The sequence below is a fragment of the Rathayibacter sp. VKM Ac-2927 genome (genome assembly GCF_022815525.1).
Lineage (GTDB): Bacteria > Actinomycetota > Actinomycetes > Actinomycetales > Microbacteriaceae > Rathayibacter > Rathayibacter festucae.
Genome location: NZ_JALGRT010000008.1, coordinates 68,931 through 85,219, shown reverse-complemented (window position 1 = coordinate 85,219; position 16,289 = coordinate 68,931). Strand labels below are relative to the sequence as shown.

The window sequence follows — 16,289 nt, the reverse complement described above, 5'->3', positions numbered from 1 at the left end:
GCCCTCCTCTCGTGTGGGGCGCAGGTGCGGGGAGGAGCGGGGACTCCTCACAGTCGCACGAGCGGGCCCCCGCGGGACAGCACTCGCGCGAGGATGGTCGGGTGACCTCCTCCGCAGCGCCCGTCCACCCTCGCCCGCGCCTGCTCCCGAGTCTCGGGGTGGGCGTCGCGGCGGGCGTGCTCGGACTGCTGCCGTGGCTGCTCACCGGGCTGCGGCTGCCGCTGCAGAACCTCTGGGCGACCGACGTGCTGCCCGAGGAGATGCCGCTCGCGCTGCTGCCGTTCAGCCAGTACTTCCTGACGCTGATCGTCTCGGTGATCGTGGTCGGGTCGGCCCTCGCGGGACTCGCGGCCCGCGTCGGCCGGCGGCGCGGCATCGGCCCGCTCGGCGCCGCGCTCGGAGCGGTCGGCGTGCAGGTCGTCGCGCTGGTGCAGTCGGCGCTGACCGTGTCCGCCGGGCTGCGGGAGGACCGCGACTCCGACCTCTACCTCGCGGCGATCGTCGGCGGCACCGTCGCCGCGATCGCGGTCGGAGCGCTGCTCCTGCTCGTGATCGCCCGGGCGCCTCGGGCGGGGGCGGCCGTCGCGATCTCGTTCGCTGCGGTGGCCGCCGGCGGGTGGCTGACCGGAGTGGTGGCGCCGCTCAGCCGCGACGGCTCGGCCGCCGGAGTCGCGCTGCTGAACGCGGTGCAGTGGCTGCCGGGGATCCTGGCCGGCCTCGCCCTCGCCTGGTGCGGGGTGCTCTCCGCCGGCCGCGTGATCGCCTGGATCGTGAGCCTCGCCGTGCTCTGGGTCGGGCCGGTGCTGGTCACCGCCGTCTCGGCCGCCGCCGGCTCGCGGGTGCTGGCCCGCCATCCGCTCGAGATGCTCGACTACACCCAGGCCGTCTTCACCAGCGCGCTGATGCTCCCGGCCGTCTCGCTCCGCACGCCGGCGACGGCCCTCGTCGTCGCCGCCCTCGGCGTCGCGGCCCTGCGCGCCTGGCACGCCCGCCACCCCAGCATGCTGGTCGAGTAGCCGCGCAGCGGCGTATCGAGGCCGACGTGTCGGCGGGGGTGGATCTCGATACGCCCGCTCCGCGGGCTACTCGATCAGCATGCTCGGCGCGGGAGGGGTCAGGACTCGAACCAGCCTCGGGGGTGGTGGTCGGCCGTCAGGGGGGTGCGCTCGCGCTTCGGGCGCGCCCACTGCACGGCGTTGGCCAGCACCCGCTTGATGTCGGGGTGGTGGTAGACGGGGTAGTCCTGGTCGCCGGGCGAGAAGTAGAACACCTTGCCCAGGCCCCGGGTGTACGTCACTCCGGAGCGGAAGACCTCGCCGCCCGAGAACGTCGAGAGGAAGACCGTCTCCTCGGGCACCGGGATGTCGAAGTACTCGCCGTACATCTCCTGCTCGGGGATGACGATCGGGCTCGGCACGCCCTCGGCGATCGGATGGGTCGGCGCGATCGTCCAGACCAGCTCGCGGTCGTGGTCGTTCCGCCACTTCAGCGAGCAGGTCGTGCCCATCAGCGCCTGGAAGATCTTCGAGTAGTGGCCGGAGTGCAGGATCAGGATGCCCATGCCCTCCTGCACGTGCCGCAGCACCCGCTGCACGACCTCGTCCGACACCTCCGGGTGCGCGATGTGCGCCCACCAGAGCAGGACGTCCGTCTTCGCGAGCGCCTCCTCGGTCAGCCCGTGCTCGGGCTCGGGGAGGGTCGCGGTGCGCACCGAGACGGCGTCGCCGAGCGACTCCGTCAGGCCGTCGGCGATCACCCGGTGGATGCCGTCGGGGTAGTGCCGCATGACGGTCTCATCGCCGCGCGTCTCGTGGCGGAACTCGTTCCAGACCAGGACCTCGAGGGGTGCGCTCATGCGACCGCCACCTCCTTCTTCTCGGCGGCGGAGCGGTAGATCGCGTCGACCACCCGGCTGCGGTGCAGCGCGTAGTCGCCGTAGTGGCCGGCGTAGCGGGGACCGCCGGCGGGAGCGTCGGCGCCGGAGGAGATCGCGGCCAGGAACTCCGCGATCACCGAGCGGTGGTGCCCGGCGGGCACCGGCACGTCGGGGCGGGACGTGGTGGGGGCGCCCGCGACCTCGGAGTAGAACGTGAGCGTCCCCTCCGTCGCGTAGTCGGCGACGTGCAGGCGGGCGCCGCCGGCCGAGCCGAGCAGCTCGACCTCGATGTCCTCGTGCACCTTGGAGTAGCTGGCCCAGGAGGCGTCGAGCTGCAGGCTGCGGCCGTTGTCGAGGCGGAGCAGCGCGCTGGAGAAGTCCTCGACCTCGAAGGCGTGCGTGCCGGTGGCGGCGACGCCGTGCGGGCGCCCGCCGCGACCGGAGCGGCCGATCTCGCCGTAGGCGACGGCGGAGACGCTGGTCACCCGCGGTTCGCCGAGCAGGTGCAGCGCGATGTCGAGGACGTGCGAGCCGAGGTCGATCAGCGGTCCGCCGCCGGCGAGCTCCTTGCTGGTGAACCAGGAGCCGATGCCGGGGATGCCGGTGCGCCGCTGCCAGCTCGCGCGGGCGTGGTAGATCTCGCCGAGCGGGGCGTCGTCGAGGTAGGTGCGGAGGTAGGCGACGTCGGCGCGGCGGCGGTGGTTGTAGGCGATCTCGAGGACGCGGTCGTTCGCGCGGGCCGCCTCGACCATCTCGGCGGCGAGCTCGGCGGTGGTGGCCAGCGGCTTCTCGCAGAAGACGTGCTTGCCGGAGGCGAGCGCGGCGACGGCGATCGGGTGGTGGAGGTGGTTGGGCACGCCGATCGAGACGACGTCGAGGTCGTCGCGGGCGACGAGCTCCTCCCAGTCGGCGTAGAGGTCGGGGACGCCGCGGGTGGCGCCGAGCTCGCGGAGGCGCTCCTCCTCCTGGCCGGCGAGCGCGACGACGCGCGCACCGGGGAGGGCCTGGAAGGCGTCGAGGTGGGTGGTGCCGGCGAAGCCGAGGCCGACGACGCCGACGCGCAGCTCCCCCGGGATCTCGGTCGTGCCTGTGTTCTCGGTCATGCCGTCGAGCCTAGTCGAATTGATTCGAGTCCTCGATAAACAGGGGGGTGGGTCTCGATACGCCGCCTGCGGCGGCTACTCGACCAGCATGCAGTGACCGGCGAAGGACAGCTTCATGCTGGTCGAGTAGCCCCGCAGGGGCGTATCGAGACCCGCCGTCGTCAGCAGGGAGGCGTCAGTCCGCGCGCTGCAGGCGCACCGCGATGTACTCGCGGCCCGGGAGGTCGATGCGGAAGCGGCCCGAGTAGGTGCCGGGCAGGCGCTCGACCGTCATCGCCCAGGTGTCGAGGACGTCGACCGTGTACGAGACGTCGGGCTCGAGCAGGAAGCGGCGGTACGTCGGCCGGTCGAAGCCGAAGTAGTAGAGGTAATACTCGCCCTCGACGCCGGCGCGCGGCACGTCCCAGTCGAGCGGGATCGGCTCGAGGCCGCGAGCGGGCCCCTCGGCCAGGACCGACTCCAGGAACGCGATCCGCGCCGGGCTCGTCCCGCGCAGCTCGCCGCCCTTCGACCACCAGAGCACGTCGTCCGGGTGCACGTAGGTCTCGCCGTGCCCGACGTAGCCGCCGCGCAGCGCGCCCTCCCAGAACCGCCGCACCAGCTCCTCGCCGGTGATGTTGCCCCAGCCCTGGTCGATGTCGCCCTCGTAGGCGCACTCGTCGATGACGACCGGCTTGCCCCAGCGGCGCCACTCGGTCGTCATCTCGGCCGTCTTGTAGACGTCCTGCCGCTGGATGCTGGCGTGCGTGATCCACGGCCGGGAGTGGTCGTAGAACTCGCGGCAGTTGTGGATCGAGAGCAGGTGCCGTGACGGGTCGTCCTTTCCCACGATCCCGGCGAAGCGCTCCCAGTCCTCCTCGGTCTTCTCGAACAGCAGGTCGTACTCGTTCGCGAGCGACCACCAGACGTTCGCGAACGAGGCGAGCCTCGCCACGGCGTAGCGCACGTAGCGATCGTCGGCGACGGCGTCCATCGTCGAGAAGCCCCAGCGGTCGTAGGCGTGGAAGAGGATGAGGTCCGCCTCGATGCCGAGCTCGCCGAGCTGCTCGATCCGCCGCTCGAGGTGCGCCCAGAACGCCGGATCGAAGCGCTGCCAGTCGAACCCCGCCCCGGGCGAGCCCTCGAACGGGTAGCGCTCGGGCTCGTTCTCGTTGAAGAGGTACGACTTCGGGAAGACGCACATCCGCATCTTGGTGAAGGGGGCGGTGGCGAGCGCGGCGAGCGTCCGCTCCTCCAGCTCGTCGCCCTGGTGCGTCCAGGCGTAGGAGGTGGTGCCCAGCGGGCGGTGGCGGGTGCCGTCGGCGTGCGCGAAGTGGAAGGTGTCGGCCACCCGCACCGGGCCGTGCTGCCCCGCCACCGCCGCGGTCACCGAGACGGAGCCGGTGACGCCGTCGAGCGAGCGGGCGCTGCTCGAGGTGGTCCAGGCGTACTCGCCGGCGGCCTCCGGCATCCAGCGCAGCCGGTAGACGCCGTCGCCGTCGTAGAAGCCGGGCACGCGCACCGAGCCGGTGGGCCCGTCGACGATCGCCGAGAGCGCGACGTCGACGAACGGGTTGCCGTGCGCGGGGCCGCGCAGCTCGATCTCGAAGCGCCCGAAGACGGTGGCGGTGGCCGGCGCGGACACGCCGGCCGAGGCCAGCGGCACGTCCGCGGTCTCGTAGTCCCCGGAGGGCTCGACGAACCGCTCCTGCTCGCGGACCGGCGCCGGCTCCTCCGTCGGGATCGCGGCGACCTCGGCCAGCAGCGCCTCGCGCTCGGCCGCGTCGAGAGACTCCTCGGTGTCGACGACGAGCCCGAGCGGATAGCTGTGCAGGGTGTGCAGGATCGAGGAGTGCACCAGCCCGGGGAGGCGGCGCTCGACGATCGCGTGCCCGCGCGGGTCCCGGAGGACCTCGAACAGGCGCGTCTCGCGCGAGAACCGCTCGGCGGTGTCGGTGGTGTGCGGCACGGTCAGCCCTTCACGGCGCCGGCGAAGGCGCCCTCGACGAAGTAGCGCTGGAACATCAGGTAGACGATCAGCACGGGGAACACGGACATGATGGTGAAGGCGTTCAGCGGCCCGTACGAGCTGGTGAACTGCGACTGGAAGCCCTGCAGCGCGAGCGGGATCGTCCAGGAGTCCTGGCTCTGCAGCAGCGCGAGCGCGATGGAGTACTCGTTCCAGGTGGAGACGAAGTCGAGGATGAACAGCGCGGCGAGAGCCGGGCGGGCCAGCGGCAGGATGATCGTCAGGAACAGCCGCCAGTTGCCGGCGCCGTCGATCCGCGCGCTCTCGTCGATCTCCTCGGGGATCTGCCGGAAGAAGCCGTAGAGGATGAAGGTCTGGTACGGCAGGCCGAAGGCGATGTACGGCAGGATGATGCCGAAATTGCTGCTCAGCAGCCCCAGCCCGTTGATGACCTGGAAGAGCGGCGCGATCGCGACCTGGATCGGCACCATCGCGCCGAGCGCGATCACGCCCATCAGCAGGCGCTGCCGGCGGAACCGCATCCGCGCCAGAGCGAAGGCTGCGGCCGCCGAGATGAACAGGCCGATCGGCACCTTGAAGAGCGCGATGATCAGGCTGTTGCCGCCCGCGGTGAGCAGGTTGCCGCGGTCGAGCGCCTCGACGTAGTTGCCGAAGTCGGGCGACCACGGCGGCACGAAGGCCGGCGTGCTGAAGATGTCGGCCTCGCTCTTCAGCGAGGTGAAGACCATGAAGATCAGCGGGACGGCCCAGATCAGGACGGCGAAGACCAGCGCGATCCAGAGGCCGATCCGGATGTAGTCGCGGCCGCCGACCGGGCGGCGGGTGCGCTTGGGCGGCGCGACCAGGCCGGGTGCGCTGGTCGGGATGCTCGTGACGCTCATGAGTTCTTCTCCTGACGAGCCGTCCACACCATGTACGGGACGACGATGACGAGGGTGATCACGAGCAGGACCGTGGCGATCGCGTTGCCCTGGCCGTACTCGTGGTTGTTGAAGGACTGCTGGAACGACCAGAGTGCGAGCACCTGCGTCTGCTGCGCCGGGCCGCCGCCGGTCATGCCGACGATCAGGTCGAACACCTTGATCGAGTTGATGATCGTGAGGACGACGACGATGACCGTTGTCGGCCGCAGCGCCGGGATCGTCACGTTGCGGAAGACCTGCCAGGCGTTCGCGCCGTCGAGCCGGGCCGCCTCGACATGATCGGGCGAGACGCTCTGCAGGCCGGCGAGGAAGAGCACCATGTTCGTGCCCGCGATCTGCCAGACGAAGGCCGCGAAGATCGAGTAGAGCGCGAGGTTCTTGTCCCCGAGCCACTGCACCTCGGCCAGCCACGGCAGGTCGAACAGCTGCGCGAGGTTCACGCCCACGCCGTAATTGGGGTTGTACATCCAGCGCCACATGTTCGCGATGGCGATCGGGGCGAGCACGCCCGGGATGTAGAAGAGCGAGCGGAAGGCGTTGCGCCCGAACAGCGGCCGGTTCAGCGCCAGCGCCATCACCAGCCCGAGGCCGACCGGGATGAACAGCGAGAGCACCACCCAGATCAGCGTGTTCGAGAACGCGGTCCAGAACACCGGGTCCTGGGTGAAGATGCGGACGTAGTTCTGCAGTCCGACGAAGACCTGCGGGGCGCCCTGGAAGCCGGACCACTCGAAGAAGCTGAGCCGCACCGACTCGAGCGAGGGGCCGACCACGAAGACGAGGTAGGCGGCGAGCGCCGGCGCGAGGAACGGCAGGGCGGCGAGGAAGCCGGTGCCGCCGAAGCGGGCGAGGGCCCGGCGGCGCGGATGCTTCCTCCGCGGCTGCTCCGGCGCGGACTGCCGCGGGCGGGCGGGGGTGGATGTCGTCATGGCGGACCTCTCGGACGTCTCGGACGCGGGGTGCTCGGGCACGGCGGCGCTCGGGCGGAGGGGACGCGCGGCCCCCTCCGCCCCGGGCGTCACTGCTGGTCGATGAACTTCTGGAACTCGGCGCCGGCGTCGGCCGGGTCGAGGTCGCCGGTCGCGACCAGGTTCTGGATGCGCCAGTACTCAGTGGTCTGCGACTGCGAGAGGTTCTGGTCGTTGTTCATGTAGACGCCGGTCGCCGCCTCGGTGATCGGGTTCCAGAGGGCGTCGAAGGCGCTCTGGTCCTCGGGGGTGACGTCGACGTTGACCGAGCGGCTGCCGAAGGTGGCGATGAACTTCGCCTGCGCCTCGGGCGAGGTCAGGTAGTCGAGGAACTTCGCGGCCTCGTCGGCGTGCTCCGAGTTCGCGGAGATGTAGTTGTTCTCGTTGAAGCCGTAGATGCGGTCGGTGCCCGTGGGGAAGGCGAAGATGCCGACCGAGTCCTCGGACATCCCGGCGTCGCGGATCTGCTGGTTGAACCAGTCGCCCTCGATCGCCATGGCCGCCTTGCCGGCGAAGAAGAGCGAGCTCGACTCGTCGTTGTTGATCGAGATGAAGCCGTCGTTGACGTAGTCCGACGTCCAGGTGGCGAACTCGGTGAAGGTGTCGGTGACGCAGGACTCGTCGGCCCAGCTCGCCTCGCCGGTGACGAGGGCCTGGTAGCCGTCGGCGCCGCACTCGGTCTCGAGCAGGCTGTCGAGCAGGCGCATCACGTGCCAGTTGACGGTGCCGCCGAACTCGAACGGGGTGATGCCCGCGTCCTTCAGCTTCCCGGCGTCCTCGACGAGCTCGTCGTAGGAGGTGGGCGCGGCGTCGATGCCGGCCTGCTCGAAGAGGTCCTTGTTGTAGAAGACCGCCTCGGTGCGCTGGGTGTAGGGCACGCCGTCGTAGCCGCCGTACTGGGTGACGGTGGACATCGTGGTGTCGGAGAAGCGGTCGGCCCAGCCGTACTCGTCGTAGTACTCCTTCAGGTCCAGGCTCGCGCCGGCGTCGATGAACTCGCCGCCGAGACCGGGGCCGGCCCAGGAGAAGAAGAGGTCGGGGGCGCCGCTCGTGCCGAGCGTGGTGCGCAGCGCGTCCTTGTGCGCGTCCACCGCCCGCTGCTCGACCTTGACGGTGATGTCGGGGTTCGCCTCCTCGAAGTCGCTGACGATCTCGTTGATCGTCGCGTTCGCGGAGTCGGCCGACTCGGTGAGCTTGAACCAGGTGATCTCGGTCTTGCCGCCGGAGTCGCCGCCGCTCGCGGAGCAGCCGGCCAGGCCTGCGAGGAGGAGAGCGCCCGTGGCGAGGGCGACGGATCGGGTCAGAGCATGGGAACGGGTCAGAGCACGCATCGTCGCGTCCTTTCGCTGCTCGACATCGCAGCAGCGCGACATCGACGTCGGATCCGCCGATCAGGGCCGGGACTGGAGCTCCAGCGGCGGTGGATAAGGGATACGTTATCGATAACACATTCGGGCGACAATGCGTGCAACCGGTTGATGGGTCACGATCGGGTAACGGCGATCGGCCCGGAATCGGCTCAGTAGAGTGAGCGGGTCGCCGCCAGGGAGGGAGCCTCGATGTCGAGCACGTCCCTGCCCCGCGCGCGGCCGAGCATGGCCGACGTCGGGCGGCACGCCGAGGTCTCGGCGCAGACCGTCTCCCGCTTCTTCACCGGCGGCTACGTCGCTCCGGCGACCCGGGTGCGCATCGAGGCGGCCATCGCCGAGCTCGGCTACCGGCACAACCGCGTCGCCCGGAACCTCCGGGTCCAGCGCACCGACACGGTCGGCTTCCTCGCGATGGGGCCGCTGAACTACGGGCACTCCGAGCTGCTGACCGGGGTGAGCCGCGCCGCGCGCGCCGAGGGGCTCTCGCTGATCACGGCCCTGCTCGAGGTCGGGCCGGACGCCCCCGGCGCCCGCGAGGAGATGCGGCACGCGGTCGACAAGCTGCTCTCCTTCCAGGTCGACGGGATCATCGTCGGCACGCCGTACGGCGGGCTCGACGAGCTGGTCGAGTACATCGCCGCCTCGGTGCCGGTCGTGACGCGCTCCGAGCGCGGCGGCCCCGTGGGCGACTCGACCTACGCCGACTCCTACGGCGCCGGCTACCTCGGCACCCGGCACCTGCTCGAGCTCGGGCACCGGCGGATCCTGCACCTCGCGGGCCCCGGCGACCGCAACGAGGCCGTCGACCGCGAGCGCGGCTACCGGGCGGCGCTGACGGAGGCGGGGGTCGCCCCGCTCGACGTGCTGCGCTGTGCGGAGTGGGACGCCGAGTCGGGAGCCGCGCAGGGCCGGGCCGTCGATCCGGAGTCGTTCACCGCGGTCTCGGCCGCCAACGACCAGATCGCGCTCGGCTTCCTCCGCGCGATGTCCGAGCGCGGCCGGACGGCGCCCGGCGACTACTCGATCGTCGGCGTCGACGACATGCCCGACTCCGCCTACTACTCGCCGCCGCTGACGACGATGCACCTCGACCACCAGCTGCTGGGCGAGAAGGCCCTGCAGATGCTGGCCGCGCGCATCCGCACCGGCGAGCGCCAGGAGCGGACGGCGGTCACCGCCCGCCTGGTGCTGCGCTCGTCGACGGCACCGCTGCGCTGACGCCGGGTCTCGATACGCCGCTGAGCGGCTACTCGACCAGCATGGGAAGAGCCGCCTGCCTCATGCCGATCGAGTAGCCCTCGGAGAGGGCGTATCGAGATCCACCACCGTCAGCACAAGGGTCTGCAGACCCGCCCTCTTGAGGACGGTGGGTCTCGATACGCCGCTGCGCGGGTACTCGACCAGCATGTGTGCCCTCCTCAGTCGCGCGCGTGCTCCCCGGTGGACAGGCGGGCGAGCAGCTCCGCCAGGTCGCGGCGCACCACGGGGGCCTCGAGCGCGTCGCGGTCGGCGGCGTCGTAGGCGCTCGCGAAGGCCTCGAGCTGGCGGTGCAGCTCGGTGCGCGCGGTGCCGCGGGCGACGGGCTCGAGGCGCTGCGCCAGGCGGAGGCCGGCGCGGACGACGAGCGGCTGGTCCAGCGCGTAGGCGCGCAGGGCGAGGTAGACCTCGGCCAGGAGGTCCGCGGCGGTCGGCCAGGTGCACCACAGCCGGGCGACGCCGTCGGCGTCGCGGAAGCGGGTGCGCGGGCCGTCGCCCCGGCAGAGGTCGACGAGCGCGCCGGTGAGGGCGTCCAGCGCGCTGACCGCGGTGTACGGGTCGTTGGTGCCGGTCGCCAGGCCGCGGACGCCGATCTCGACGACCTGCTGCACGGCGTAGCGGAGGTCCTGGTGCGGGGTGCGCGCGTCCGCGATCACGACCGCGGCGAGCGCCGCCTCCTCGAGGTCTCTCCCGCCGACGAGCTCGAGCACGGGATCGCCGGCGAGGACGTGGTCGCCGGGTGCGGCGAGCGTCCGCAGCACCGCGTCGTGGCGGGCGCCGAGCGCGACGAGGCGCTCGAACTCGAGCTGCTCGACGTAGCCGGAGCGGGGCGCCGTCAGCACGACACCGCCGGCGGGGAAGGGCTCCTCCCGGCGGTCCTGCTCGTCCTCGTCGCCCGACAGCTCCGCGATGACATCCTCGAGCTCGCCGAGCACGCGCTTCTGCAGCGTGGTCACCTGCACCGACAGCGCGATGTGGTGGATGAAGTAGACGAGCACGGCGACGTCGCCGACCGCGAGCACCACCGCGAAGCCGACCGCGACGACGGGCACGAAGGCGAGGGTGGCGTCCTCCTCGGTGTGCACCGAGCGGAGCACGATCAGCGAGTAGAGGAACGTCGAGGTCAGCACCGCGAGGACGACCTGGTTGCCGCGGTCGGCCATGAAGTTGCGGACCAGCCGGGGCCCGTAGGCGGAGGACGTGGTGGCGAGGACGGAGATCGTGATCGAGAACGAGGTCGCGGCGACCCCGAGCATCGTGCCGCCGATCGCGGAGAGGATCGCCCGGCCGCCGGTCGCGGAGAGGTCCTCGACGAGGGGGAGGTCCTGGATGCCCGCGCGGATCAGCAGCCGGTCGAGCTCGATCAGCCCGAAGGCCAGGGCGATCGCGAGGACGCCGAACAGGGTGGGCAGGAACCAGAACGATTCGCGGGCGTGCAGGAGCCGGGAGCGCATCCTCGAAGGCTAGATCTTTCATGCTGATCGAGTTGCCCTCGGAGAGGGCGTATCGAGATCCGGCGTTCTGGAGGACGTGGGTCTCGATACGCCCTTCGGGCTACTCGACCAGCATGGGTCACCGCTCCGCGGTTGCTCGACCAGCAGGGGAGGCCGCCCCTGCGGCAGTCGCGGACCTACGGGACGATGACCGCGCGGCCGCGGACGGTGCCGTCGTGCAGGTCGGCGTAGGCCCGGGGGGCGTCGGCGAGGGCGTAGCGCTGCACCTCGACGTCGATGCGGTCCGCCTTGGCGAGCTCGAAGACCTCGATCAGCTCGCTGCGGGAGCCCCAGTAGGGGATCCGCAGGGCCGCGTCGTAGGCGATCGTGCCGAAGCCGACGGTCGCCTGGCCGCCGCCGATGCCGACGATGGTGACGTCCGACTCGACGGCGGCGACAGCGGTGGCCGTCGCGATGGTCGGGCCGGCGCCGACGAAGTCGAACACGGCGTCCGCGCCCAGCCCGCCGGTGATCTCGCGGATCTTCTCGGCGGCGGAGGCGTCGCTGATCAGCGTGACGTCCGCTCCGACGTGCTTCGCCAGCTCGAGCTTCTCCTCGCTGACGTCGAGCACGATCACCGTCGCGCCGGAGAGCGCCTTGAGGATCTGGATGCCGACGTGGCCGAGTCCGCCCGAGCCGATGACGACGGCGTAGGTGCCCGCGCCGAGCTTCGGGAGGCTGCGCTTGATCGCGTGGTACGGCGTGAGCCCGGCGTCGGTGAGCGAGACGTTCTTCACCGGGTCGAGGTCGCCGATCGGGATCAGGTGGCGGACGTCGTCGACGATCATGTACTCCGCCATCGAGCCCTGGTTGCCGAGGCCGGGCGGGCGGATGCCCTCCGCCTCGGCGTTGGTGCAGTAGTTCTCCGCGCCGCGCGAGCAGTTGAGGCAGTGGCCGCAGCCCCACGGTCCGTAGACGGCGACGGCCTCGCCGATCCGCAGGCCGGTCTCGACGCCGGGGCCGAACTCCTCGATCACGCCCGCACCCTCGTGGCCGAGGGTGAGCGGCAGCGGGTAGTGCTGGGCGAGGTAGTCCTCCTCGGGGAGGCTCATCACGTAGTCGTCGGAGTGGCAGACGCCGGCGGCGGTCACCTTCAGCAGGATCTCGCCCGGACCGGGCACGGGCTTCTCGATCTCGACGACCTCGGGGGCCTGTCCGACGGTGGTGTAGCGCAGTGCCTTCACGGTTCCTCCTTCGCCGGGCCGCGCTCCGCGCAGTCCGACATCTGTCTGCTATCGGGTGCCCCTCCAGTATCCGCCGCTCTCCTCCGGCGCGCTCCGTGCGCCGGGGAGGGTTGACCTCGGCCCTCGCGCAGGACGAGATCCGAGCCGTGGTGTATCCATGGGGAGGGCGCAGGCGGACCGCCCGGGACGACGGAAGGCGCGACGACATGGCCCCACCGCGCCGGAAGGCGACGCTCGAGTCGGTCGCCGAGCGCGCCGGGGTCTCGCTGAAGACGGCGTCGAACGCGGTCAACGGCACGGGCCGGATGGCCGACGGCACGCGGGAGCGCGTCCGGGCCGCGGTCGCGGAGCTCGGCTACACGGTGAACGTCGCGGCCCGCAATCTGACCCGCGGACGCACCGACGCGGTGACGCTCGCCGTGCCGACCCTGAAGGCCGCCTATCTCGCCGAGCTGGCGGAGGCGGTCATCGAGACCGCCCGCGACATGGACCTCGCGGTCTCCGTCACGACCTACCCCGACGACGGCGGGGACGGCTCGCGCCGGCTGCTGCAGCGCTTCAACTCGCAGCTGACCGACGGACTGCTGCTCTCGCTGTCCGAGCACGAGACCCTCGACCGCTCGGCGCTCGCCGTCGAGTACCCCCTGGTCTGCCTGGGGACCCGCGACACCTACGAGCTGGTGGACCGGGTGACGACCGACGACGTCGCCGACGCCCGCGCGGCCACGGCGCACCTCCTCGCACGCGGCAGCACCGCACTGGCCGTCGTCGGCGCGCACTCGCCCTTCGACGCCGACCGGATCGGCGCCGCCCGCGAGGGGAACGCCGAGCAGCGGCTGCGCGGGGTCGTCGAGGAGCTCGCCGCCGCGGGTCGCGCGCTCGATCCGCGCCTGGTGGGCGTCACCGGCTACGACTGGACGATCGGCTCCGGCTTCCGGGTCGCCCGCGCGCTCGTCGAGGCGGGGGTGCCGTTCGACGGCCTGGTCTGCTTCAACGACGTCCTCGCGACCGGCGCGATCTCGGCCCTGCGCGAGGGCGGACTGCGCATCCCGGACGAGGTGCAGGTGATCGGCTTCGACGACATCGAGGAGTCGGCGTTCCTCTCCCCGCCGCTCACCTCGATGGACTCGCGGATCGAGTGGATCGCCCGCACGGCGCTCGAGCGCCTGGTCGCGCGGATCGACCGGGTGGAGGCTCCCGCGACCACGCTCTTCGCCCGATCGCAGGTCGTCGCCCGCGGCACGACACGCTGATCAGAGAAAAGTCTCCTTGCCCTCACAGGATCCTCCAGGCTAGATTCGCGTTCGTGGTACAGCGCTGTACCACGGTGGACCTGCGATGACGGAGGCACGACATGACGCGTACGACGACGAGGCGGCTCCCCGCCCTGATCGCTGCTCTGCTCGCCGGGCTGCTCGTGCTCGCCGGCCAGTCGCCTCTCGCCGGGCAGACCGCCGAGGCCGCCGAGATCCGGACGACGACGGTCGCCTTCACCGAGACCACGACCGTGCGCGGCACGCCGAACGCCACCTTCTACGAAGGCGCCTGGTCGAAGAACAGCACGCACACCTGGGCGACCGGCGGCGCGGCCTTCGAGATCGCCTTCACCGGCGAGACGGTCGCCCTCTCGGGCCGGAAGGCCACCACCAACGGCACCGCCGACGTCTTCGTCGACGGCGTCAAGATCGGCTCGGCCGACTACCGCGGCGCCCGATCGACCACGACGGTCCCGATCGCGAGCTTCACCGGGTTGGCACCCGGCGACCACGTCCTCCGGGTCGTCACGGTCGGCTTCATCAACCACGCCTCCGCCGAGTTCACCAGCACCGTGCTCGTCGACGAGCGCGCCCGCCTCGCCGCCGCGCTCGACCGGGTGAGCGCGCTCGCCGCGGCCGACTTCACCGCCGCCTCCTGGGCCCCCTTCTCGACCGCCCTCGCGACCGCGACCGCCACCCGCGACGACGCCGCCTCGACCGACGCCGCCCTGCTCGCCGCCCGCGGCGCTCTCGAGACGGCGGAGACCGGCCTCGTCCGGATCTCGGGACTGCGCGAGCGGCTCGACGAGTACCGCACCCGCGTCCCCTCCGCCTACACCGCCGCGTCCTGGGCGCCGTTCGCCGCGGCGACGGTCACCGCGGGCGAGCTCCTCGACGACCCCGCAGCGAGCGCCGCGGCCGTCGTCGCCGCGAAGAACGGTCTGCAGACCACCGCCGCCGCCCTCGTCCCGCTCGCCGACGGCACTCTCGAGACCATCGAGAACGACCGGTTCTGGCTCGACACCGCGGGCGAGCCGATCTTCTCCCAGGGCGGCGGGATCTTCCGCTTCGGCGACCGCTACTACTGGTACGGCGTCGAGTACACCGGCTCGCAGCTCTACTACGACTCCCCGACCCGCACCTACACCCGGGCCGGCGAGGGCGACTTCGTCGCGGTGACGGCCTACTCCTCCGAGGACCTCGTGCACTGGACGTTCGAGAACGACGTCGCCACGAGGGACACCGCGCTGCACATCCCCGCCTCGAAGGACGTCACGGGCAGCTACTTCTCGGACATGGACACGCTCGCCGACGCGGTCTGGATCGGCCGGCTCGGCGTCGCCTACAACGAGCAGACCGGGAAGTACGTCCTGCTCACCCAGTTCGAGAGCCCCGACCCGGCCCGCGTCACGAACGCCGGAGTCCTCTTCCTCAGCGGGGACTCGCCCGTCGCCGACTTCGAGTACGCGAACCTGCAGACCCACATCCCCGGCGTCTACCGGAACCCGAGCAAGCCGGGCTGGGAGCAGGGCACCGGCGACCAGACGGTCTTCACGGACGACGACGGCGCGGACTACCTCGTCTTCTCCTACCGCGACGGCCGCAGCCGCACCTACGTCGGCCGGATCAGCGACACCGACTCGCTCTCGGTCGAGACGGCCGTCGAGGTCTACCGCGGCGCCGGGCGCGAGGGCAACGCGATGTTCAAGCTCGACGGCCAGTACTACGTCGCGAGCTCGGACCTGCACGGCTGGAACACCTCGCAGACCTACCTCGTGCGCTCGCTGGAGGGCCGGATCCAGGGGCCGTACTCGAGCATGTACGTGCTCCCCGGCACCGAGAAGGACTACAGCCACGTCACCCAGAGCGGCTTCTTCCTGACGGTGCAGGGCACCGAGCAGGACACCGTGATCTACGCCGGCGACCGCTGGGCCGACTTCGCCTGGAACGGCCTCGGCTACAACCAGTGGCTGCCGCTCAGCGGGACCGGCGCGGACGTCCGGTTCGAGTCGCTGAGCGAGTGGGACCTGAACGCCCGCTCCGGCGAGTGGCGGGCGGGCGCCGGCAACAACTGGATCCTCAACCCCGACTTCGCCGCCGACCGGATCGCGGTGACCACGGTCACCGGCTGGACGCAGACCACCGACCCCGCCTCGACGACCACCGGCTTCGTCTCGAACCCCTCGCCCGGCGCCGACGGCTCGCGCTTCGCGCTCCGGCTCGGCGCGGCGCAGGCCTTCTCGGGCGGCGTGCAGCAGCAGGACGAGGTCCCCGCTGGCGTCTACACGCTGTCGCTCCGCGCGGACCGGCCGGGCGGACTCGACTCCGCGCGGATCGTGGTCACCGGCGCGGACGGCGTCGAGCACCGCACCGAGATCCCGGCGACGAGCGGCTGGGCCGACGTGCGCTCGGCGGAGTTCTCGCTGCCGGCCGGCACCGCCACCGTCGCGATCCTCGCGAGCGGCCCCGGCGGCGCGGGCCTGACGGTCGACGCACTGACCCTCCGGCGCCAGGCCGCGGCCACCTGGTCGGCGACCTCCGTCTACCAGCAGGGCGACAGCGTGCTCTTCCAGGGCTCGCTCTGGCGGGCCTCGTGGTGGACGAGCAACCAGACCCCCGGCGACCCGAACGGCCCGTGGCAGCAGCTCGCGACCGCGCCCGACGGCACCGCGGTCTGGACCGCCTCGCGCATCTTCGACACCGGCGACGTCGTCGTCCACCAGGGCCAGCGCTACCGCGCGAAGTGGTGGACCCGCAACCAGGCCCCGGGCGACCCGTACGGGCCCTGGCAGCCGCTCGGCTGAGCCCGAGCGCCCCTCCTCCTCCCTCCCACAGCACCACTGTCTTCCCTCCCGCAGCACCACTGCATCCGCAGCAGCACCCCACCCAC

Annotated in this window: 12 protein-coding genes; 4 read left to right on the top strand and 8 right to left on the bottom strand. The window is 71.6% G+C overall.

Annotated elements, in window-relative coordinates:
* Positions 1-101 precede the first annotated feature (101 nt).
* On the top strand, positions 102-1,016 hold the full coding sequence (locus MT353_RS19555) for a hypothetical protein (RefSeq protein WP_243625661.1): 915 nt from the start codon (positions 102-104) through the stop codon (positions 1,014-1,016).
* Between the two features lie 98 nt (positions 1,017-1,114).
* Here the strand turns inward: MT353_RS19555 and MT353_RS19550 are convergent, their stop codons facing one another.
* From MT353_RS19550 to MT353_RS19525, 6 genes are all read right to left on the bottom strand, one after another.
* Positions 1,115-1,855, bottom strand: coding sequence for a ThuA domain-containing protein (locus tag MT353_RS19550; protein ID WP_123705721.1), 741 nt, complete (start codon positions 1,853-1,855; stop codon positions 1,115-1,117).
* Positions 1,852-2,979 (bottom strand): Gfo/Idh/MocA family protein, encoded by a 1,128-nt coding sequence (locus tag MT353_RS19545; RefSeq protein ID WP_243616429.1) that lies wholly within the window; start codon positions 2,977-2,979, stop codon positions 1,852-1,854. Before MT353_RS19545 ends, MT353_RS19550 begins: the two co-directional genes overlap by 4 nt.
* Before the next feature lie 175 nt (positions 2,980-3,154).
* Complete coding sequence (locus tag MT353_RS19540; protein ID WP_243616428.1) at positions 3,155-4,927, bottom strand: DUF5605 domain-containing protein; 1,773 nt, start codon at positions 4,925-4,927, stop codon at positions 3,155-3,157.
* Between the two features lie 2 nt (positions 4,928-4,929).
* A complete protein-coding gene (locus MT353_RS19535) occupies positions 4,930-5,829 on the bottom strand; it encodes a carbohydrate ABC transporter permease (RefSeq protein WP_243599752.1) in 900 nt (299 codons plus the stop codon).
* Positions 5,826-6,800, bottom strand: coding sequence for a carbohydrate ABC transporter permease (locus MT353_RS19530; RefSeq protein WP_159423673.1), 975 nt, complete (start codon positions 6,798-6,800; stop codon positions 5,826-5,828). The genes MT353_RS19535 and MT353_RS19530 overlap by 4 nt, the downstream gene beginning before the upstream one ends.
* Positions 6,801-6,889: 89 nt before the next feature.
* The gene (locus tag MT353_RS19525; RefSeq protein WP_243599751.1) at positions 6,890-8,170 is read right to left on the bottom strand and encodes an ABC transporter substrate-binding protein; all 1,281 of its coding nucleotides are present in this window, start codon (positions 8,168-8,170) and stop codon (positions 6,890-6,892) included.
* Between the two features lie 228 nt (positions 8,171-8,398).
* Here MT353_RS19525 and MT353_RS19520 point away from each other — a divergent pair, with 228 nt between their 5' ends.
* Entirely contained in the window at positions 8,399-9,427 is a 1,029-nt protein-coding gene (locus MT353_RS19520; RefSeq protein ID WP_243599750.1) for a LacI family DNA-binding transcriptional regulator, read from the top strand.
* A gap of 200 nt (positions 9,428-9,627) precedes the next feature.
* Here the strand turns inward: MT353_RS19520 and MT353_RS19515 are convergent, their stop codons facing one another.
* Both MT353_RS19515 and MT353_RS19510 read right to left on the bottom strand, forming a co-directional pair.
* Positions 9,628-10,920 carry a DUF2254 domain-containing protein gene (locus MT353_RS19515; RefSeq protein ID WP_243625660.1) on the bottom strand — a complete coding sequence of 431 codons (1,293 nt, stop codon included), beginning with the start codon at positions 10,918-10,920 and terminating at the stop codon, positions 9,628-9,630.
* Positions 10,921-11,096: 176 nt separating this feature from the next.
* The gene (locus MT353_RS19510; protein WP_243625659.1) at positions 11,097-12,143 is read right to left on the bottom strand and encodes an NAD(P)-dependent alcohol dehydrogenase; all 1,047 of its coding nucleotides are present in this window, start codon (positions 12,141-12,143) and stop codon (positions 11,097-11,099) included.
* Positions 12,144-12,349: 206 nt separating this feature from the next.
* Between MT353_RS19510 and MT353_RS19505 the strand changes: the two genes are divergently transcribed.
* Positions 12,350-13,396 (top strand): LacI family DNA-binding transcriptional regulator, encoded by a 1,047-nt coding sequence (locus MT353_RS19505; protein ID WP_123734665.1) that lies wholly within the window; start codon positions 12,350-12,352, stop codon positions 13,394-13,396.
* 101 nt (positions 13,397-13,497) lie between these two features.
* Positions 13,498-16,203 (top strand): carbohydrate-binding protein, encoded by a 2,706-nt coding sequence (locus MT353_RS19500; RefSeq protein ID WP_243625658.1) that lies wholly within the window; start codon positions 13,498-13,500, stop codon positions 16,201-16,203.
* The last annotated feature ends 86 nt before the right edge of the window (positions 16,204-16,289 follow it).